13 protein-coding genes, 1 tRNA gene, 2 rRNA genes and 2 pseudogenes (1 of these 18 only partly in view) are annotated in these 19,534 nt (G+C 58.0%); 7 read left to right on the top strand and 11 right to left on the bottom strand.

Translation table 11 applies throughout. The annotated features are described in order from the left end of the window. Positions 1–7 precede the first annotated feature (7 nt). Entirely contained in the window at positions 8–1,231 is a 1,224-nt protein-coding gene (locus RBH71_RS09990; RefSeq protein WP_038494749.1) for an MFS transporter, read from the bottom strand. Between the two features lie 156 nt (positions 1,232–1,387). On the opposite strand from RBH71_RS09990, the gene RBH71_RS09985 reads away from it, so the two are divergent. Then, on the top strand, positions 1,388–3,673 hold the full coding sequence (locus RBH71_RS09985; RefSeq protein WP_019566810.1) for an FdhF/YdeP family oxidoreductase: 2,286 nt from the start codon (positions 1,388–1,390) through the stop codon (positions 3,671–3,673). 219 nt (positions 3,674–3,892) lie between these two features. After that, positions 3,893–4,474, top strand: a complete 582-nt coding sequence (locus RBH71_RS09980) for a TetR/AcrR family transcriptional regulator (RefSeq protein ID WP_003519268.1) — start codon at positions 3,893–3,895, stop codon at positions 4,472–4,474. A gap of 40 nt (positions 4,475–4,514) precedes the next feature. On the opposite strand, the gene RBH71_RS09975 is transcribed toward RBH71_RS09980, so the two are convergent. The 4 genes from RBH71_RS09975 to RBH71_RS09960 form a co-directional block, all read right to left on the bottom strand. Further along, positions 4,515–5,519: an NADP-dependent oxidoreductase gene (locus RBH71_RS09975; protein WP_003519270.1), complete on the bottom strand. Its 1,005-nt coding sequence runs from the start codon at positions 5,517–5,519 to the stop codon at positions 4,515–4,517. A 111-nt stretch (positions 5,520–5,630) separates the two neighbouring features. Further along, positions 5,631–6,455: an oxidoreductase gene (locus RBH71_RS09970; RefSeq protein WP_003519271.1), complete on the bottom strand. Its 825-nt coding sequence runs from the start codon at positions 6,453–6,455 to the stop codon at positions 5,631–5,633. A gap of 254 nt (positions 6,456–6,709) precedes the next feature. After that, entirely contained in the window at positions 6,710–7,804 is a 1,095-nt protein-coding gene (locus RBH71_RS09965; RefSeq protein WP_003519272.1) for an alkene reductase, read from the bottom strand. A gap of 48 nt (positions 7,805–7,852) precedes the next feature. After that, positions 7,853–8,641: an SDR family NAD(P)-dependent oxidoreductase gene (locus tag RBH71_RS09960; RefSeq protein WP_111801731.1), complete on the bottom strand. Its 789-nt coding sequence runs from the start codon at positions 8,639–8,641 to the stop codon at positions 7,853–7,855. Between the two features lie 112 nt (positions 8,642–8,753). Between RBH71_RS09960 and RBH71_RS09955 the strand changes: the two genes are divergently transcribed. After that, a complete protein-coding gene (locus tag RBH71_RS09955) occupies positions 8,754–9,302 on the top strand; it encodes a TetR/AcrR family transcriptional regulator (protein ID WP_003519274.1) in 549 nt (182 codons plus the stop codon). A gap of 48 nt (positions 9,303–9,350) precedes the next feature. On the opposite strand, the pseudogene RBH71_RS09950 reads toward RBH71_RS09955, so the two are convergent. The 3 genes and pseudogenes from RBH71_RS09950 to RBH71_RS09940 form a co-directional block, all read right to left on the bottom strand. Next, positions 9,351–9,501: pseudogene (locus RBH71_RS09950) on the bottom strand (IS3 family transposase); the annotation flags it as partial. A 172-nt stretch (positions 9,502–9,673) separates the two neighbouring features. Then, positions 9,674–12,784: an efflux RND transporter permease subunit gene (locus RBH71_RS09945; RefSeq protein ID WP_111801726.1), complete on the bottom strand. Its 3,111-nt coding sequence runs from the start codon at positions 12,782–12,784 to the stop codon at positions 9,674–9,676. Beyond that, positions 12,784–13,896: an efflux RND transporter periplasmic adaptor subunit gene (locus RBH71_RS09940; RefSeq protein WP_111801725.1), complete on the bottom strand. Its 1,113-nt coding sequence runs from the start codon at positions 13,894–13,896 to the stop codon at positions 12,784–12,786. The genes RBH71_RS09945 and RBH71_RS09940 overlap by 1 nt, the downstream gene beginning before the upstream one ends. Before the next feature lie 98 nt (positions 13,897–13,994). Between RBH71_RS09940 and RBH71_RS09935 the strand changes: the two genes are divergently transcribed. The 4 genes and pseudogenes from RBH71_RS09935 to RBH71_RS09920 all read left to right on the top strand — a co-directional run bounded on the left by RBH71_RS09935 (position 13,995) and on the right by RBH71_RS09920 (position 17,413). After that, complete coding sequence (locus RBH71_RS09935) at positions 13,995–14,582, top strand: TetR/AcrR family transcriptional regulator (protein WP_003519277.1); 588 nt, start codon at positions 13,995–13,997, stop codon at positions 14,580–14,582. A gap of 164 nt (positions 14,583–14,746) precedes the next feature. Then, positions 14,747–16,029: pseudogene (gene fabF / locus RBH71_RS09930) on the top strand (beta-ketoacyl-ACP synthase II). A gap of 57 nt (positions 16,030–16,086) precedes the next feature. Next, positions 16,087–17,091 carry a cell division protein FtsZ gene (gene ftsZ / locus RBH71_RS09925; RefSeq protein WP_013762144.1) on the top strand — a complete coding sequence of 335 codons (1,005 nt, stop codon included), beginning with the start codon at positions 16,087–16,089 and terminating at the stop codon, positions 17,089–17,091. A gap of 103 nt (positions 17,092–17,194) precedes the next feature. Next, positions 17,195–17,413 carry a hypothetical protein gene (locus RBH71_RS09920; RefSeq protein ID WP_236735685.1) on the top strand — a complete coding sequence of 73 codons (219 nt, stop codon included), beginning with the start codon at positions 17,195–17,197 and terminating at the stop codon, positions 17,411–17,413. Positions 17,414–17,616: 203 nt separating this feature from the next. Here the strand turns inward: RBH71_RS09920 and RBH71_RS09915 are convergent. The 3 genes from RBH71_RS09915 to RBH71_RS09905 form a co-directional block, all read right to left on the bottom strand. Beyond that, positions 17,617–17,693 (bottom strand) — tRNA-Met (locus tag RBH71_RS09915). Between the two features lie 226 nt (positions 17,694–17,919). After that, positions 17,920–18,034: ribosomal RNA gene (rrf, locus tag RBH71_RS09910) — 5S ribosomal RNA — on the bottom strand. Between the two features lie 254 nt (positions 18,035–18,288). After that, positions 18,289–19,534, bottom strand: a 23S ribosomal RNA gene (locus RBH71_RS09905); it runs 1,561 nt beyond the window's last position.

The raw sequence follows: 19,534 nt of genomic DNA, 5'->3' as shown, positions 1-19,534 counted from the left end.
TCCGCCCTCAGTTTCCGACAACCGTCAGCGAATGCCGGCGATGATGAAATATTTTAACCGCGAAGGCTGCGAGGCCAAACGCCGCGCCGAGAAGGCTGACGACGAGCCAGTCGCCCTGCCCCCAGGCCAGTGTCGCCATCGCCGAACCTGTGGCACCCCCCAGAAACATTCCAGTCATGAAGACCGTGTTGAGACGGCTACGCGCATCGGCATCCAGGGCATAAATGATGTGCTGGTTAGAAATCAGCGCGCTCTGTATGCCGAAATCAAGCACGATGACGCCCACAACCAAGGAAGCGATCGATGCCCAGAGGCCGAAGATAAGCCAGGCGGCGATCGTCAATCCGGCGCCCATCCAGACCACGAAATGCGGTCCCCGTCTGTCGGCAACAACTCCTGCCAGAGGCGCTGCAAATATGCCGACCGCACCGACGATCCCAAACAGACCCGCGACATCCGCACCGAGCTGAAATTCTGGCCCCGCCAGATAGAGAGCGAGGATGGTCCAGAAGGCCGTGAACGACGCGAACAGAAACGCCTGGATGATGGTCGCTGCCCTCAAGGCCGGGTGGCGTTTCCATAGCTGGCCGAGCGACCGGAGCGCCTGATGATATCGCAAAGTCGAGGTTGGCCGATGATGCGGCAGGACCGCAAACATGAGGCCCGCGGCGAGCAGGGCAAGCGGTACGCCGATCCAGAACATTTCCCGCCAGCCGGCGTGTTCGCCCACAAAGCCCGAGAGGGTGCGGCTGAACAATATGCCCGACAATACGCCTGCCATGACGGTGCCGATTGTGGCGCCGCGCTTTTCGGGCGCGGCCAGCGATGCCGCAAAGGGCACGATCTGCTGGGCGACTGTCGAGCATGCTCCAACCATGACCGATGCTGCAACCAGCATCCAGGCCGTCGGCGCCAGTGCAGCCAGCGCGAGCGCGGCGGCAAGCACCACGAATTGCCCAATGATCATCCGGCGGCGATTAACGAGGTCGCCGAGCGGCAGTAAAAGGAACAACCCCAGTGCGTAACCGAGTTGCGTTGCGGTGGGCACCATGCCGGTAACTGGCTGCCGACTGAAATCCGCCTCGATGAGCCCGAGCATCGGCTGATTGTAGTAGATGTTTGCGACGGCAATACCGCCCGCGACGGCCATGGCCAGAAGCGCCACTTGTCCGATCGCATCATTGTGGGTGGCGCTTGCCGCCCCGGCTTGCATCTGTCCTGTCTTTTCCATGATACTGTTCCACCGCCAATCTTGATCTGGGCAAAATATGCTCAATCTCGTTGGCCGCACATTCGATAGACGTCTACCTGGACCTATACATCGGTCTAGGTTCGTACTGATGCGTTCGATGCTAGATTTATTGAAACACGCTGAAGGGAGACTGTGATGAGCGAGAAGCGGCCGGATGGGATAGAGCATTATACAGCGCCAGCAGGTGGCTGGGGCGCACTAAAAGCCGTTGCCAAAACCCTTGCTCACCAGCAGATCATCGCCGAGGGCGCGGCGACATTGTTAAAGGCAAACCAGCCCGAAGGCTTCGATTGTCCCGGCTGCGCCTGGCCCGATCCGAAGCACACAAGTTCGTTTGAGTTCTGCGAGAACGGAGCAAAAGCGATCACCTGGGAATCGACGGCCAAGCGGGTTGGCCCCGATTTCTTTGCCGCTCATTCGGTGACTGATCTCTGGCAATGGACCGACCACAAGCTTGAAGATCAGGGGCGCCTGACGCATCCGCTGATCTATGATCATGCCAGTGACCGCTACGTGCCGATCGAATGGGATGCCGCATTCGCGCGTATTGCCTCGGAGTTGAACGCCCTTCCCAGCCCTCATATGGCCGAGTTCTACACGTCCGGTCGTGCCTCCAACGAAGCGGCGTTTCTCTTTCAGCTCTTCGTTCGCGCCTATGGCACCAACAATTTCCCCGACTGTTCCAACATGTGCCACGAAGCCACCAGCGTCGGTCTGCCCCTGTCGATCGGTGTCGGCAAGGGCACTGTAACGCTGGAGGATTTCGATCATGCCGACGCGATCTTTTCGTTCGGGCACAATCCCGGCACCAACCATCCGCGCATGATGACGACATTACATGAGGCCTCCCGCAGGGGTGTGCCGATCGTCGTCTTTAATCCACTCAAGGAGCGGGCGCTGGAGCGGTTTGCAGCCCCCCAGGATCCGATCGAAATGGCGACGATGTCATCCACGCCGATCGCATCTGCCTATCATCAGGTTCGTACCGGCGGCGATCTTGCCGCACTCAAGGGCATGATGAAGCGCATCTTCGAGCGCGACGCGGCCGATATCGAAGCTGGCGGACCCGGCGTCATCGACCGCGATTTCATCGCGGCGCATACGATTGGCCTCGAAGCCCTGCAAGCCGATGTAGATCAGACGCAATGGCCGGAGATTATCGAGAAATCCGGCCTCTCACTGGAAGCACTCGATAGCGCCGTGGATGTCTACCTCAAGGCGAAAAACGTCATTCTCTGTTATGGCATGGGCATCACACAGCATGCCCATGGCACGGCCAATGTGCAGCAACTCGCCAATTTCCTGATGCTGCGCGGCAATATAGGCCGGCCAGGCGCCGGTATCTGTCCCCTGCGCGGCCATTCCAACGTTCAGGGCGACCGAACCGTCGGCATCACTGAAATTCCCAATGAGGCTCTTCTTGCTGGCATGGAGAAAGCCTTCGGTTTCCGCCCGTCTGGTGAAAAGGGCCATAATGCCGTGGAGGCAATCGAGGCCATCATTGAGGGCAGGTCGAAAGCGTTGGTGTGTCTTGGTGGCAATCTTGCTGTCGCCATGTCCGATCCTGAAGCGACGTTCGCGGGCATGCGGAAACTCGATATGGCCGTTCATCTTGCGACAAAGCTCAATCGCTCGCATCTGCTGCTGGCAAAGACATCGATCCTCCTGCCGGTTCTGGGCCGAACGGATCTGGATATTCAGGCGACAGGGCGCCAATCCGTCACGGTAGAGGATTCCATGTCGATGGTGCACGCGTCGCGCGGTTTCCTCAAACCGCCAAGCGATGAGTTGCGCTCGGAACCCTGGATCGTTGCCGGCATGGCCAAGGCGACGCTAGGTAACCGGCACGACATCGACTGGGACGGCATGGCCGGCGACTATGAGCAGATCCGCGACAAGATCGAAATCGTATTTCCCGATTTTCATGATTTCAATACGCGCGTGAAAACGCCCGGAGGCTTCCGGCTCACTGTCGCGGCTTCTGATCGTGTGTGGAATACGCCGTCCGGCAAGGCCGAATTTCTCGTCGCACCGGGCCTTGATGAGGACACACGCTTGCACGACCCCGAAGCCCTTGTGCTGACCACCTTGCGCAGTCATGACCAGTACAACACCACCATATACAGCCTCGACGACCGCTACCGTGGTGTCTACGGCCGCCGCGACGTCATCTTCATGAACCAGCGGGACCTTGAAACGCGGGGACTAAGAGACGGAGACCTCATCGATGTCGAAGCAATTTGCGGGAGTGGCGCCAAAACCGCTACCGGATTTACCGCCGTTGCCTACAATATTCCGCCCGGCTCGGTAGCAGGTTATTACCCCGAAATGAACCAGGTCATTGCCCTCGCAGACTACGACAGGAAATCCGGGACCCCAGCATATAAGGGCGTTCCAGTGAGGATACGCCGATCCACGTAACCGAGCTTTATTTTACCAAACAATCCGGGCCAGCTTCCCAGAAACAGAAGCTTCGTTGCAGCCAGCGACAAGATGTCGGCGGCGAAGGACGGAAAATTAGGTAGCCGATACGACGTGTTCCTTGTGTTGAGCGCATTATTAATGATAAGCGTCAGCAATACTCTCAATCCATGATAATATCCAACATCATGGAGACGGCGCCGTCGAAAGGGTTCTGACATGCGGATCACCAAGGAAAAGAAGCAGGAAAATCATGACCGGATTGTTGCGATTGCATCCGGGATGTTTCGCGAAAGAGGGTTCGATGGCGTTGGCGTGGCTGACCTGATGGAGGGTGCGGGCCTGACCCATGGTGGATTTTACAACCACTTCGTCTCGAAGGAGGCGCTCATAGCAGAAACCTCCGCCAAAGGGTTTTCCGAAACGTTGGCACGCTATGCCGGGTATGATTTGGGCGAGATGATCGACGCCTACATCTCGCGCACGCATCGTGATGCGCGTGGCCAAGGCTGCACGGCCGCTGCACTGAGCGGGGAAGCAGCGCGGCTGCCAAACGAAACCAGAGCTGTTTTCGGCGAAGGCATCGAGCGCCTTGTTGACGCACTGGAGAGCAATCTTGCGGCGAACCAGCCCGCCGGCTCAAATGCCCGCACGCAAGCCATCAGCATTATGGCGCAAGCTGTCGGGGCCATCGTGCTATCGCGGGCCTGCCCGGACGCATCGGCCCTGGCGGATGAAATTCTCGATATTTGCCGCGCCGATTGCCGGGCCTCTGTCGAAAATGGCGGGCGGGAGCAATAGGGCCGCAGCCATGCGGCCCCATCTCCTGCAAAATACGAACTCAGTCTGCGACCTTCACAACGACCTTGCCCCTGGCGCGCCCGGTCTCTACATGGGCCAAGGCCTCCGCCGTCTGAGCAAAGGGAAATACCTTGTCCACGACCGGACGGATCACGCCGGCGTCGATCAGCTTGGCGATCTGGGCAAGTTGTTGCCCTTCCGCGCGCATAAACAGGAAGGAATACAAGACGCCCCGGCTTTTCGCCTTCTTCAGCACGCCCCGGCTCAGCATCCGTACCACCAAGCGCAGGAACAGGTTCAGCCCCAGAGATCTGGCAAAGGGAACATCCGGCGGCCCCGAGATCGATATCAACCGACCACCCGGTTTCAGAACATTCAGCGACTTGGCCAGCGTCTTGGCATCCTGACTGTTCAGCACCAGATCATAACCGGATAGCACCTGTTCGAAATCCTGCGTCCTGTAGTCGATCACCACATCGGCGCCGAGGCTTTTGACCAGGTCAATATTCGCGGCACTGGTCGTGGTGGCCACCGTGGCGCCGAGATGCTTGGCAAGCTGGATGGCAAAGGTCCCAACCCCTCCGGAACCAGCCTGAATGAACACTTTCTGGCCGGGCTTGACCTTGCCGACCTCCACCAGCGCCTGCCAGGCGGTCAGTCCAACCAGCGGTATGGATGCAGCCTGCTCCATCGAAAGGCTCGCGGGCTTCAGCGCTACATCGGCGGCGTCAATTGCGATGAACTCTGCAAAGGTACCAGCCCGGTGATCCCTCGGACGGGCGTAAACCTCGTCCCCAGCCTTGAATTGCCGCACATTCGCGCCCACGCTTACAACCGTTCCGGCTAGATCGTGACCCAGAATAAAGGGCGGGCGATAGGGCAGGAACAGCTTGAACTCGCCGTCCCTTACCTTGGAATCCAGAAGGTTGATCGCCGTGGCCTGAATGCGAACCAGAACATCATTCGCGCCCATCCGGGGCTCGGGCATGTCTGCCAGACGCAAGGCGCCCTTCTTTTTGTATTTGTCGACAACGAAGGCTTTCACGGACGTTCTCCAGTGTAAAAATATTATCGGCTCAGATGGCTAAAAAAGCCAAGGCTTTCAGCGCGAACTGAGCATGTTGTTGGAAGGCCCTGCCGTGGCCGTCATTCTCGCTCACGCGATGTTGAATTGCTTGCGCAAGGTTCGATCAAACAGCGCGCGCGGCAGGAAACGCCGGGCAAACGAGGTCTGCCGGGCCGCCTTGCCGGAGGGGTAGCGCAACCGCGGCGCCTTGTCCTGCGCCGCCATCAGGATGGTGGCCGCAACATCATCCGCCGTGTCGCCGGTCGCCATGGCCAAGTCAAACGCCGTGCGGTATCTGGCCAGTGTCTGGCCATAGGCTGCAACCGGACGGTCGCCTTGCGGAGAGTTGGCCTCGATCGAAGTTTTCGTTGCCCAAGGCTCGATCACGGCGACACGGATGCCGAACTGGCGAACCTCATGGTCCAGCGATTCCGAATAGCCCTCAATGGCGTGCTTGCTGGCCGAGTAATAGGCTCCAAAAGGACCGGGTATTAAGCCCAGGACAGAGCCGATGTTCAATATCCTGCCATAGCCCTGTTGGCGCATCATCGGCAACACGGCATTGGTCACCCGAACGACACCCAGAAAATTGGTTTCGAACAGCGAACGAACCTGATCCACCGAGCTTTCTTCGGCCGCCCCGGACAGGGCGTAACCGGCATTGTTGACCAGAAGGTCGATACGGCCAAGTTCCTGATGCGCCAGCGCCACGGCATCCGAGACAGACAAATCGGAAGTCACGTCACAAGCAATCATCCGAATGCCATCACGTATCTCGCCAGGTGCGGCCTTACGACTCGTGCCAATCACCCGGTAGCCTGCCCGGGCCAGAGCCGTGGCGGCCGCCTTGCCAATCCCACTGGAAGCCCCGGTCACAAAGGCAGTCTTCTGTCTTTTAGTAGCAAACGTCGCCATAGCGTCTTTCTCTCTTTTCGGTATCACCATGGATTGCCGCCAAGGCATATGGTTTTACGACACTAATTTTATGATGATTTCCGTCATCATTGATGATTTTTAATGATATATATCATCATTAAAGTCAAGCGTGACTTTCAGACGGCGAGGGAAAGGGTAACCCTTCAGTGTCGGGACCCGGCACCAATCCGCAACGGATCAGGCACAGCACACTGATTTGATGGGGCCGCACCAGCGAGCGACCCCAAAAGTAGTCAACGCCCGGCAGCTGCCGCCAAAGAGGGGTAATCGATATAACCCGCAGCACCGCCACCGTAGAGCGTAGCCGGGTTTATCTCTGCCAACGGCGCATCGCTTTTCAATCGTTCAACCAAATCGGGATTGGCAATGAACGGCCGGCCGAAGGCGATCAGATCCGCCAGGCCCTCGGTAAGATGCGAAGTCGCCAGTTCGAGGTCATAGCCGTTGTTGGCGATATAGGTCTTGCTGAAGCGACGGCGCAATGATCCGAAGTCGAATGGCGCGACATCGCGCCGCCCACCTGTGGCACCCTCGACGACATGAATGTACACGATGCCAAGGGCTTCGAGCTGATCGACGATGTAATCGAACTGCGCCTGCGGATCAGTACTCGAAATGCCATTGGCGGGCGAGACCGGCGAGATGCGGATGCCGGTGCGTGCAGCGCCGATTTCCTGGACAACCGCGGCCGTGACTTCCAGCATGAGGCGCGCACGGTTTTCGACAGAGCCGCCATAGGCGTCTGTGCGAACATTGGCACCGTCCTTGGCGAACTGATCAAGCAGATAGCCGTTGGCCCCGTGGATCTCGACACCATCGAAACCAGCCTCGATGGCGTTGGCTGCTGCCTGACGGAAATCGTCGACGATCCCAGGAAGCTCTTCCAGTTCAAGGGCACGGGGTTGCGAAACGTCCACGAAGGCATTGTTGACGAACGTCTTTGTCTCGGCGCGGATGGCTGAAGGGGCAACCGGCGCTGCGCCGTTCGGCTGGAGATCAACATGGCTGATGCGACCGACGTGCCAGAGCTGGAGGAATATATGGCCACCCTTCTCGTGCACCGCACTGGTGACCTTGCGCCAGCCTTCGATCTGCGCCTGGGTATAGATACCGGGCGTGTCCTGGTATCCCTGCCCCTGCTGTGATATTTGCGTGGCCTCGGAAATGATGAGCCCGGCAGAAGCACGCTGGCCGTAATATTCAGCCGTCAGGTCACCTGCGACAAAGCCCGAACCGGCGCGATTGCGCGTCAGGGGCGCCATGACGATCCGGTTGGAAAGCGTCAAGGAGCCGAGCGTATAGGGTTCGAAAAGCGTCTTTTTAGTCATGATTTACCTATGTGTTGCCGCCGCAGCGGTATGGGTTGCGCGGTCTGCTCAAGCGACGGTGCGGTACCGTTCGGCTGGCAGCGCATTGCCGAAGTTGGCCAGCATGGTCTTGCGCGCAGCTTCAAAGGCTTCCCACTGACCGGCATCGGGAAGCGGCGGGATGGTCACCGGCTCGCGACGGTCGAAGCCGACCAGAGCCGCATCCACAAGATCGCCCACCTCCATGACGTTGTTCAGTGCATTGACGTCGGCGCCGACATGGTCCCAGATTTCGGTTCGAGTCGTGGCGGGAAGAACAGCCTGAACGTAGACGCCCTTCGGTCCAAGCTCGAGGCTAAGCCCCTGAGACAGGAAGAGGACAAAGGCCTTGGTTGCGCCGTAGACCGTCATGCCGAACTCCGGCGCCAGACCAACCACGGAGCCGATGTTGACGATTGCACCCTCACCTTTCTTGACGAGTCGAGAAGCAATTGCGCTGGCAAGGCGAACGAGTGCAGTCGAGTTGAGTGCAACAAGCCGGGCCATGTCGTCGGTGCTCTGCTCGATGAACGTTCCACCGATGGCCGTTCCGGCATTATTGACGAGGATGCCGATGCTGTCATCGTCGCGCAGTCTCGTCTCTACTTTCGCAAGATCGGCGAGTTGCGTGAGATCCGCCTGGACGATGTCTATGGCCACGCCGGTTTCCTGTCGCAGACGGCTTGCAACGGCCTCCATTCGCGCCACGTCACGGGCGACCAGCACGAGATCGTGGCCGCGCCGCGCAAACCGATCGGCATAGGTTGCACCAATACCGGTGGAGGCGCCGGTGATGAGGACTGCAGGATTTGTGCTCATAGGATTGCTCTTTTCTGTGATGGAACCTATATTCATGACAATCGTCATGATTGGATTTAAATATGATAGCCATCATGTAAATGTCAACGACCATGTTGGGAGAATTGTGAAAATGAAGGTCAGCCGAGAACAGATGGCGGAAAACCGTCGCCGGATTCTGGATGTCGCCAGCCGGCTGTTTCGCGACAAGGGGTTCGATGCCGTCAGCGTTGCGGAGGTGATGAAGGCAGCCGGTCTTACTCACGGCGGCTTTTATGGACATTTCAGTTCAAAAGACGATCTGGTCGCGGAGACCCTTGCCCACGCCCTTGCTTCAGATAGCGTCGGAGGAGGCAATTTCAGCGATTTCGTCAAATCCTATCTTGCGCCTCGCCATCGCGACAACGCTGCCGGTGGCTGCCCAACCGCCGGTCTCGCTGCAGCAATTCGCCACCAGACGCCGCCGGCGCGCTCCGCCATGACAGAAGGCCTTCGTGCGCAGATCAGCCGGATCGAAAGGGCACTCCCGCAACTGGACCCGGCAGATCGCCGGCGCACAGCGATAGGAAGCTGGGCGGCCATGGTTGGGGCGGTCATACTCGCCCGGGCAATCGACGATCCGGAACTATCGGACGAGATTCTGGAACAGACGCACGCATGGATCGATAACAGCATCAGTTAGTCCGCAAAAAACGACGAAGCGTACCGGCATGACCCTCCCACGGAACCTTCATCCAAATGCGATTGGAGGTTCTGCGTATTTCAACATTCCATTTGGCGCGGTGTGGCAAAATCGGTGGGAAAGCGAAGCTTTGATCTCCCGCAGCATTGGAGCCGGGCGCAGTGATGATCCCGGCATAGGCTGCCGGGGTCTGGTATCCGTGCTACTAGTCCGGGCGGAAGATCGGTCCGGATGTGGATAAGATGGAAAATCCCAGCCTTTCAACGGTGCTCGGCCAGATGGTGTGAGGCCACGCATTGTTCGGCTCCTGCTGCCCTTAAATGCCGCCGTCACATCACGCTTCAGGTTTGAGCCGGCACGCATGGACGCCCCTACTCTGCCGCGAGCGCCAGTGGCTGCCCTACGTGCTCGACCGTCTCTTTTTCGGCACCCGCCTTGGGTGGCTTGATCCGGAACCAGACAGCATAGAGAGCCGGAAGGAAGAGCAGGATCATCACCGTGCCTGCTGCCGTTCCACCGATCAGGGTATAGGCCATCGACCCCCAAAATACTGAGTGGGTCAGAGGTATGAACGCCAGGATCGCCGCGAGAGCCGTCAGGATCACGGGTCGTGTCCGCTGCACTGTCGCTTCGATAACGGCATGATAGTCATCAAGCCCCGCCGCCTGGTTCTCCTTGATTTGCTCTGTCAGGATAAGCGTGTTGCGCATCAGGATACCCGCCAGTCCGATCAAGCCGAGAATGGCGTTGAAGCCGAAAGGCTGATTGAACAGGAGCAGGGTCGGAACCACCCCGGCAAGACCAAGCGGCGCTGTCAGCATCACCATTGTCATTGTCGAGAGACTGCGAACCTGCAGAATGATGACGATCAGCATGGCAGCAATCATCACCGGGAAAACCTGAGCGAGTGCCGTATTCGCCTTGAGAGACTCCTCGATGTTGCCGCCCATCTCGATACGATATCCAACGGGAAGCGACGCGATGAGTGGCTGCAGAGCTTTCATAACCTGTTGGGAAACCTCCGGAGGCTGCGTCGCCTCGTTGATATCAGACCTGATCGTGATGACAGGCGTGCGGTCACGACGCTTCAGGATAGGTTCTTCAAACCGGATTTCGGAGTGCCCGAGTTGATCCAGCGGAACCTGACGGCCATCCCTGCTCATCAGAGAGAAATCGGCAAGACGTGACGGATCGAGGCGGTTTTCGCCAGCACTGCGAGCGACGACGGGCACGTTGCGGATATTGTCGCGCACCTGCGTAACGGGGATGCCGGAGAGCAGCATCTGCAATTGCTGGGCTGCCTCCGATGGAGAAAGACCAATCAGATTGAGCCGCTCCTGGTCGGGCACAAATCGCAGAACGGGTGTTCGGTTGCCCCAGTCACGGTTGGCTTGGCGAACATCGGGGATAGTCTTCATGATCGCCAGAGCCTGCTCAGAAATCCTGTAGAGTTCATCCTGATCGGGACCCATGATCCGGAACTCGACCGGGAACGGCGTGTAAGGACCAAACACAAGCTGGGTGACGCGGACGGACGCTTCAGGAACAAGACCCTCCGAAATAGCTGCACGAAGGCGATGCTTCAGTTCTTCACGTGCGTGGGCATCGGGTGTGAGCACGACGACCTTGGCGAAGGCAGGGTCAGGTAGTTCCGGTGCCATGGCAAAGAAGAACCGGGGTGCGCCCTGCCCTACGTACGACGTGACGATATTGGTCTCAGGCTGAGTTTGCAGCCAGTCCTCGACTTTCTTCACCGCAGATGCCGTCGCCTCGATGCTTGTGCCCTCGGGCATGCGCACCTCAACCAGCACCTCAGGCCGATCCGATGTCGGGAAAAACTGTTGTTTCACGCCGCCCATTCCAACGACCGAAACGGCCATGGAAATGCCGACCACGGCGCAGACCATGAACTTATGGCGGACAGCGAACTCGATGACGGAGCGCAGACGGCGATAATTCGGCGTGTCATAGATGGCGTGATGACCGCCCTCGACCGGCTTGATGTTGGGCAACATCTTCACACCGAGATAGGGCGTGAAGGTGACGGCGACGATCCAGGATACGATGAGCGCAAAGCCCACGACCCAGAAGATGTTACCGGCATATTCGCCTGCGGTCGACTTGGCAAAACCCACGGGCATCAGCCCGATGATCGTGACCAGCGTGCCGGACAGCATCGGCGCTGCCGTATGGCTCCAGGCATAGGCGGCCGCCTTGATGCGGTCCATGCCCTCCTCCATCTTCACCACCATCACTTCGATGGCAATGATGGCATCGTCAACTAGAAGGCCAAGCGCGAGGATCAAAGCGCCAAGCGTGATGCGGTCGAAGAAGCGCCCGGTCTCCAGCATGATGAGAAAGACCACCGCAAGGGTGAGTGGCACAGCAAGAGCGACAACAATACCAACGCGCCAGCCAAGTGCCACCAGACTGACAAACAGAACCACGCCAAGCGCCATCGCGAACTTGAGCATGAACTCGCCGACGGCTTCATCGATGTTGACGGCCTGGTCGCTGACTTTGGTAAGCGTCATCCCCAGCGGCAACGTTTGCGCAATGGCGGCAGAGCGAGCCTCAAGCGCCTTGCCGAGATCAAGACCGTTCCATCCCGCCTGCATCACCGCACCCAGCATGATTGTCGGTTCACCCTCGTGGCGGATGATATACGTGGCGGGATCCTGATAACCGCGTCGCACCTCTGCAAGATCGGAGAGCTTCAGGGTTCGTCCAGCAGCAACGATCGGCGTGTCGGCAATCGCCTGCACACTGTTGTAAGCTCCGTCGAAGCGGATAAAGACCTGTGGGCCTCGTGTGTCGATTGAACCCGCAGGCGTGACCGTGTTCTGTCGCTGCAACGCAGAAGCGATATCCTGCGCGGATATGCCGAGTGTCGCGAGCTTCGCATAGGAGAACTCGACGAAAATCTGCTCGGGGCGCTCACCGACGATGTTGATTTTCTTGACGCCAGGCACGTGCAGGAGGTCCTGGCGGATGACTTCCGCTTGCCGAACGAGATCGCGCATCGGCATTCCCTTTGCCTTCAGTGCATAGAGGCCGAAACTCACGTCAGAATATTCGTCGTTGACGAATGGGCCCATGACGCCCGGCGGGAGATTGCGGGCTTCGTCGCCAAGCTTCTTGCGCGCCTGATAGAACTCTTCTGCAACCGCACTTGCCGGCGTGTTATCCTTGAGGGTGACGGTCAGGAAAGCGTAACCTGGCCTCGTTGTGGTCTCGACGCGGTCGTACCAGGTCAGTTCCTGAATACGTTTCTCAAGCGGCTCGGCGACGAGGTCCTGCATTTCTCGCGCCGTTGCACCCGGCCAGACTGACGTGACCGTCAATGTCTTGATGGTGAAGGACGGATCCTCGGCGCGCCCCAGCTTGACGAAAGCGTAGACGCCGGCTGCGGCCAGCAGCACGATAAAGAACAAGGTGATAGCACGTTCGCGAACCGCGATGGCTGACAGGTTGAAGCGCATTAGTTTTTCACCTCTTGGCTCGAGGCAATCCTGACGGTCGCACCATCGTCGAGAAGATGCGCGCCGAGGGCAACGACCTGCTCCCCGGTCCCGATCCCCGTGACAAATGCCGTCTCCTCGCCAATCTGCTGAACTTTAATCGGGGTGAACTTCACCTTTGACGTGGCGCCGTCGACGACCCACACGCCTGTGCGATTACCGTCGTCCAGAATGGCGCCGACGGGCACGGTGACTTCCGACTGGCGTTCGGCATCCGGTGTTCTGATTGTTACAGTGGCGCCAAGCGGTGCTGAGGCCGCATCACCCTCAAGAATGTAACGCGCTTCATAGGTTCTCGTTTGAGGATCAGCCGAATCGGAGATTTGTCGCAGTCTGGCGTTTCCACTAAGCCCGTCGCTTCCATAAACACTGGCCTGTGCTTCCGATCCCACCTTAGGTCGCAGTGTCTCAGGCAGCCAGACGACCGCCTCGCGAGGGCCCGCCTTTGCGAGTTGAACAACCGTCTGGCCGGCGGCGACCACTTGTCCCGGATCACCGAGAGTTTCGACGACCGTTCCATCCGAGTCAGCAACAAGAGTGGTGTAGGTTGCCGCATTCTCGGCAACCTCCGCTTCGGCCTCGGCCGCCGCAAGCTGTGCCGTCGCTGTATCGAGAGCCGCCTTTGCCTGTTCATAACGCTGGGGCGTGGCCGCCAGGCCATTCTTGACCAGTGCCGCATAGCGCTTCTCATCGGCTTCCGCCTGAAGCAGAATAGCACGCGCTGATATGACCGAATTCCGCTTTGCTGTCAGTGCAAGCTGAAGATCGGTCTCATCAATGCGCATCAGCGGTTGGCCCTGTTTGACCTGCTGACCGACATCGACCAGCCGCTCCACGATTTTACCGGGAACGCGAAATCCGAGATTGCTTTGAACGCGCGATGCGACCGTCCCGGTGAATGACCGATCGGCCCTGCCGGTCCTTTTCGCCTCCGCAATCCTTACCAGTGGTGAAGCCGTCCTTGGGTCTGCGACCTCGGCTTCCCGTTTTGGGCTTTCAGAAACGAGGAAAAAGGCGGCGGCCCCAGCCGCTGCGACAAGACCCACGACAGTCAGGACATGTTTGCGTTTCATTGTAAGTTCTCTTCTTGACCAGCGGTGCAAATGATTTAGATTGCGATCTAAATCTATGTGCGCTATAAATGTCAAACGAAATCTAACCGGAGGTCGATATGAGAGTGAGCCGGGCACAAGCCGAGGAAAATCGGGAGACGGTGATCAACGTTGCCAGCCGTCTGTTTCGCGAGCACGGATTCGATGGCATTGGCCTGAAAGATTTGATGAAGGGTGCAGGACTCACCCAAGGCGGGTTCTACAAGCAATTTGCATCGAAGGACGATCTTGCAGCCCAGGCTTCGAGGCGCGCGATGGAAAGCGCTACACGCAGATGGTCTGAAGCGGCTGCGGACAGTTCCGATCCTCTCGAAGCAGTGATGGCGTTCTATCTGTCCAAGGACCACCGTGGAGAAAAGGCAGAAGGCTGCCCCCTGGTGGCACTGGGGTCGGACGCTACTCGGCAGAGTGAAGAAGTCAGGCGTCCATTCGAGGATGGGATACGCGCTCACTTCGAGGTGCTCAATGAACTGCTTGATGACACCAGAAGCTCCAATCCCAGCGGCAAAGCGATGGCGATCCTGTCTCTCATGGTCGGCGCCGTTACCCTGTCGCGGATCATGGAAGACGAGAATACGTCTCAAGGAATCCTCGACGCAGCGGCGGAGGAAATCAGGCGCATCGCAGGCGCTGATCATGCGGCCTGAGGATCGCGCTCGGTAGCTAGGGAAAACAAAAGCCAAACGCAGTCGCCGCGTCGGGTTCGGGCGGATGCGATTTAGGCACTGCATATCCGGAGAACAGGCCCTGACCGCACCGTCGGTCGGGATGCCGAAGGCATGCCAATTTAAACGAAGAACAGGTGTAAAACATGCGTCGTATCGTTGTCACAGGAATGGGAGCTGTCAGTCCCCTTGGAGCGAATGTCGGTATCTCCTGGTCGCGCCTGCTCGCGGGTCGAAGTGGCATTCGACGGCTGGGTGACGACGTGGTGGCGGACCTTCCATCGAAAATCGGGGGCATTGTCCCCTCATTGATGGAAGATCCCGAGGGCGGCTTCGATCCCGACACCATTGTGGCTCCGAAGGACCAACGCAAGGTCGACCGTTTTATCATATTTGCACTGGCAGCCGCGGAAGAAGCGCTTGCACAAGCAAACTGGAAGCCGACCTCGAATGAGGAACGGCTGAGGACCGCGACGATTATCGCGTCCGGTATAGGCGGCTTTCCTGCGATAACCGAAGCGGTCCGCACCGTCGATCAACGCGGTGTCCGTCGCCTTTCGCCCTTCACCATACCGTCGTTCCTGGTCAATCTCGCAGCCGGGCATGTCTCAATCCGTCATGGCTTCAAAGGCCCTCTCGGTGCACCGGTAACCGCGTGCGCCGCCGGCGTTCAGGCAATTGGCGATGCGGCGAGGCTTATTCGATCAAATGAAGCCGAAATTGCGATATGCGGCGGAACAGAAGCCTGCATGAACATCGTCAGCCTCGGGGGTTTTGCAGCCGCCAGATCTCTGTCGACTGCTTTCAACGAAACACCAGACAAGGCATCGCGCCCCTTCGACACATCACGCGATGGCTTCGTCATGGGCGAAGGAGCGGGCATGCTTGTCATTGAATCCCTGAGCCATGCGCTTGCTCGCGGCGCTACACCAATTGCCGAACTCGTCGGATACGGCACGACAGCCGACGCTCATCACATCACGTCAGGACCAGAAGACGGGAACGGTGCCAAAAGAGCCATGGAGATCGCCATTGCGCAGGCAGGCATTTCCCCCGCGAAATAGGTCATCTGAATGCCCACGCCACCTCGACCCCGGTCGGAGACCTCGGCGAAATCAGGGCCATCAAAAGTATCTTTGGTTCCGAGAAGACTGTCGCTGTCAGCGGGACGAAGTCAGCAACAGGACACCTACTTGGCGCGGCTGGAGGATTGGAAGCAATCTTCACCATTCTAGCACTCCAGCATCAGATTGCGCCGCCAACTCTCAACCTGAATGCTCCGGATCCGGAAGCCGAAGGCATCGATTTTGTGGCGAACCACGCGCGCCAATTAGACGCTGAATTCGCAATATCCAATGGTTTCGGTTTTGGCGGTGTCAATGCGAGCGCAGTGTTCCGGCGGTGGCCGAAGGCAAACGGCGCTGGCTGAGGATCAGCGTCGCGCCACCACACGCTGAAACTGTTTTCGCTTGGGACTTGAACGTCAATGAACCAGACCTTGGGCACGACACCGGACATACTGCACCTCAAACCGAGGATTGCCGTTATAGGCGTCGGCGGCGGTGGTGGTAATGCGGTCAACAACATGATGGCGCAGAAGCTGCAAGGGGTAGAATTCATTGCAGCAAACACCGATGCGCAAGCTCTCTCCATGTCTAAAGCCCCACGAGTTGTTCAACTCGGCCTGATCGCGACTGGCGGGCTTGGGGCCGGATCACTCGCCGAGATCGGACAAGCGGCGGCCGAAGAAACGATCGACGAAATCATGGACCATCTGACCGGGATGCATATGTGTTTCGTGACCGCGGGCATGGGGGGCGGCACTGGAACGGGCGCCGCGCCTGTTATAGCTCGAGCTGCGCGGAAGGCCGGAATACTGACGGTCGGCGTGGTAACCATGCCATTCGCATTTGAGGGCATACATCGAATGCGAATGGCCCAACACGGGGTAGAGTGTCTAGCCGAAAGCGCGGATGCCGTGATCGTGATCCCAAATCAGAACCTTTTCCGGGTGGCAGATGCCACAACGACGTTTGCTGAGGCTTTCGAAATGGCGGATCGGGTTCTTTATGCAGGCGTCAGCTCCGTCGTCGATCTGATTGTCAGGGAAGGGCTTATCAATCTCGATTTCGCCGACCTAAGGTCAGTGATGCGCGGTATGGGCCGAGCTGTGATGGGCACGGGAGAAGCGGCAGGCGAAGGCCGTGCAAGAGCTGCCGCCGAAGCAGCGATTGCTAATCCGCTTTTTGACGACACATCGGTCAAAGGTGCCAAAGGGCTCCTCGTCTCGATTTCCGGTGGACCGGACATGACGCTGTTCGATGTGGACGAAGCAGCCACGCGCGTGCGCGAAGAGGTCGACGCTAACGCCGATGTCGTGATCGGCGCGACGTTCGACGATGCGCTTGCGGGTCGACTGAAAGTGTCCGTTGTCGCGAGCGGATTGCGGCAACCGGCAGAGGTGACCTTTCTTGCGGAGCGCACGGGGTGAGCCTGCTCCTTTGCACCCTCGAGCGAGCATGTCCTTGAAGACTTGAGAGTGCCTGCGTGTCTGCTACCGCCCGGCCCAAGATAGGGCGACATAGAAAATTCCAGTGAAATCGATCGAGAGAAAACAGCACATGCTGAAGCACTTCTTAGAAAAATGGCGTCTATGGGAAGAAGCATTCCTCGGTATCGATGATTTGCAGGGGGACTATCTCCTCTCCTTGGAAGAGCGCGTGGCTCGGCTCGAGGCAGCTACGGAGGCGCTAGATAGAAAACGCCTGCCTGCGACCTTGCCCAAATCTGCCGAAACAACGCCACGTCGGTGACGCGGAAACCCTGATCACAAAGTGAATGCCGCTCTGAGCGCTTGAAGTGCTTGTTCCGGCTCGTGTTTTACAAAGGCCTAGGTGCACGCTATCAGAGCCCCACGTGGCTATACCGTCAGCAATTCATTTGCGGTATCCAAGGCCCTAAACGCAAAGTGCCCTCCGGGATGGGAGGGCTTTGTTGTTGATAGTCTTGAAGATATTGGTTGCGGGGGCAGGATTTGAACCTGCGGCCTTCAGGTTATGAGCCTGACGAGCTACCGGGCTGCTCCACCCCGCGTTACCAGCGTAAATCCCTATTGGATTTATCGCGACTGCATCACAGGGACGCTGTGATGTATAGTTCCGGAGCAAATTGCCGAAGGCGATTTGTCTCCTTTAAGGGACGCACGTTGCGTTTTCCTTATGTTTTCATGTTACGCAATGCAAAAAGGCCGCTTTGAGCGGCCCTTTGTATCGGCTGGGCCGAAGAGTTTGCTTGAGAAGATATTTGTTGCGTTTTGCAGACCTGGCAGCGACCTACTCTCCCGCGTCTTGAGACGGAGTACCATTGGCGCTGGGGCGTTTCACGGCCGTGTTCGGAATGGGAACGGGTGCAGCCGCCCCGCGATAACCACCAGGTCGGCAAAACGCAACACAGTTCATGTTTTCACATGAGTGTTGTTTCGAGAAGCTGGGAAGCTTGCGCTTCATTTAATTTAACACGTCTTTCTTTGACTGGTCCGTTTGCCTGCCTTGCTCGGGATAGAGCTTGGCAGCCATACAGGACGCTAGTCCGTCGCCGGTTGTCCGGCGCGCCGTCCGCAGGGCCATTGGCCCGTGAGGACATAAAGATGATGTCATCAAGCTTTGCTTGATGAACATATTCAATGGGAACGAAGAAGTCGATCGAGCTATTAGTAACGGTAAGCTTCACATGTTGCCATGCTTCCACACCCGTCCTATCAACGTGGTCGTCTTCCACGGCTCTGATAGGGAACACTCGTTTTCAGGTTGGTTTCCCGCTTAGATGCCTTCAGCGGTTATCCATTCCGTATATAGCTACTCTGCTATGCCCTTGGCAGGACAACAGATCCACCAGAGATACGTCCATCCCGGTCCTCTCGTACTAGGGACAGATCCTGTCAATATTCCTACACCCACGGCAGATAGGGACCGAACTGTCTCACGACGTTCTGAACCCAACTCACGTACCGCTTTAAATGGCGAACAGCCATACCCTTGGGACCTGCTCCAGCCCCAGGATGCGATGAGTCGACATCGAGGTGCCAAACAACCCCGTCGATATGGACTCTTGGGGGTCATCAGCCTGTTATCCCCGGCGTACCTTTTATCCGTTGAGCGATGGCCCTTCCACACGGGACCACCGGATCACTATGACCGACTTTCGTCTCTGCTCGACTTGTCAGTCTCGCAGTCAGGCGGGCTTATGCCATTGCACTCGACGACCGATTTCCGACCGGTCTGAGCCCACCATCGCGCGCCTCCGTTACTCTTTCGGAGGCGACCGCCCCAGCCAAACTACCCACCATACACTGTCCCGGATCCGGATAACGGACCGCGGTTAGACATCCACGAAGATAAGGGTGGTATTTCAAGGATGGCTCCACAAGAACTGGCGTCCCTGCTTCAAAGCCTACCACCTATCCTACACATGCCTTGGCGAATGCCAGTGTAAAGCTATAGTAAAGGTGCACGGGGTCTTTCCGTCTGACCGCAGGAACCCCGCATCTTCACGGGGAATTCAATTTCACTGAGTCTATGTTGGAGACAGCGGGGAAGTCGTTACGCCATTCGTGCAGGTCGGAACTTACCCGACAAGGAATTTCGCTACCTTAGGACCGTTATAGTTACGGCCGCCGTTTACTGGGGCTTCAGTTCAGAGCTTGCACCCCTCCCTTTAACCTTCCAGCACCGGGCAGGCGTCAGACCCTATACGTCGTATTGCTACTTCGCAGAGCCCTGTGTTTTTGATAAACAGTCGCTACCCCCTGGTCTGTGCCACCCCATCATACTTGCGTAAAATGGGGTCACGCTTCTTCCGAAGTTACGCGTGCAATTTGCCGAGTTCCTTCAACATAGTTCTCTCAAGCGCCTTGGTATACTCTACCTGACCACCTG

Source organism: Rhizobium sp. AN68 (assembly GCF_030758035.1).
GTDB classification, from domain to species: domain Bacteria; phylum Pseudomonadota; class Alphaproteobacteria; order Rhizobiales; family Rhizobiaceae; genus Agrobacterium; species Agrobacterium tumefaciens.
Note: the sequence above shows the minus strand (reverse complement) of the source record. Positions and strands in the feature narration are given on the sequence as shown.

Bases quoted from the DNA above. Each gene is read 5' to 3' on its own strand.
- RBH71_RS09990 (WP_038494749.1), bottom strand. From the start codon at position 1,231: ATGGAAAAGACAGGACAGATGCAAGCCGGGGCGGCAAGCGCCACCCAC.
- RBH71_RS09985 (WP_019566810.1), top strand. From the start codon at position 1,388: ATGAGCGAGAAGCGGCCGGATGGGATAGAGCATTATACAGCGCCAGCA.
- RBH71_RS09980 (WP_003519268.1), top strand. From the start codon at position 3,893: ATGCGGATCACCAAGGAAAAGAAGCAGGAAAATCATGACCGGATTGTT.
- RBH71_RS09970 (WP_003519271.1), bottom strand. From the start codon at position 6,455: ATGGCGACGTTTGCTACTAAAAGACAGAAGACTGCCTTTGTGACCGGG.
- RBH71_RS09965 (WP_003519272.1), bottom strand. From the start codon at position 7,804: ATGACTAAAAAGACGCTTTTCGAACCCTATACGCTCGGCTCCTTGACG.
- RBH71_RS09960 (WP_111801731.1), bottom strand. From the start codon at position 8,641: ATGAGCACAAATCCTGCAGTCCTCATCACCGGCGCCTCCACCGGTATT.
- RBH71_RS09955 (WP_003519274.1), top strand. From the start codon at position 8,754: ATGAAGGTCAGCCGAGAACAGATGGCGGAAAACCGTCGCCGGATTCTG.
- RBH71_RS09945 (WP_111801726.1), bottom strand. From the start codon at position 12,784: ATGCGCTTCAACCTGTCAGCCATCGCGGTTCGCGAACGTGCTATCACC.
- RBH71_RS09940 (WP_111801725.1), bottom strand. From the start codon at position 13,896: ATGAAACGCAAACATGTCCTGACTGTCGTGGGTCTTGTCGCAGCGGCT.
- RBH71_RS09935 (WP_003519277.1), top strand. From the start codon at position 13,995: ATGAGAGTGAGCCGGGCACAAGCCGAGGAAAATCGGGAGACGGTGATC.
- ftsZ (WP_013762144.1), top strand. From the start codon at position 16,087: ATGAACCAGACCTTGGGCACGACACCGGACATACTGCACCTCAAACCG.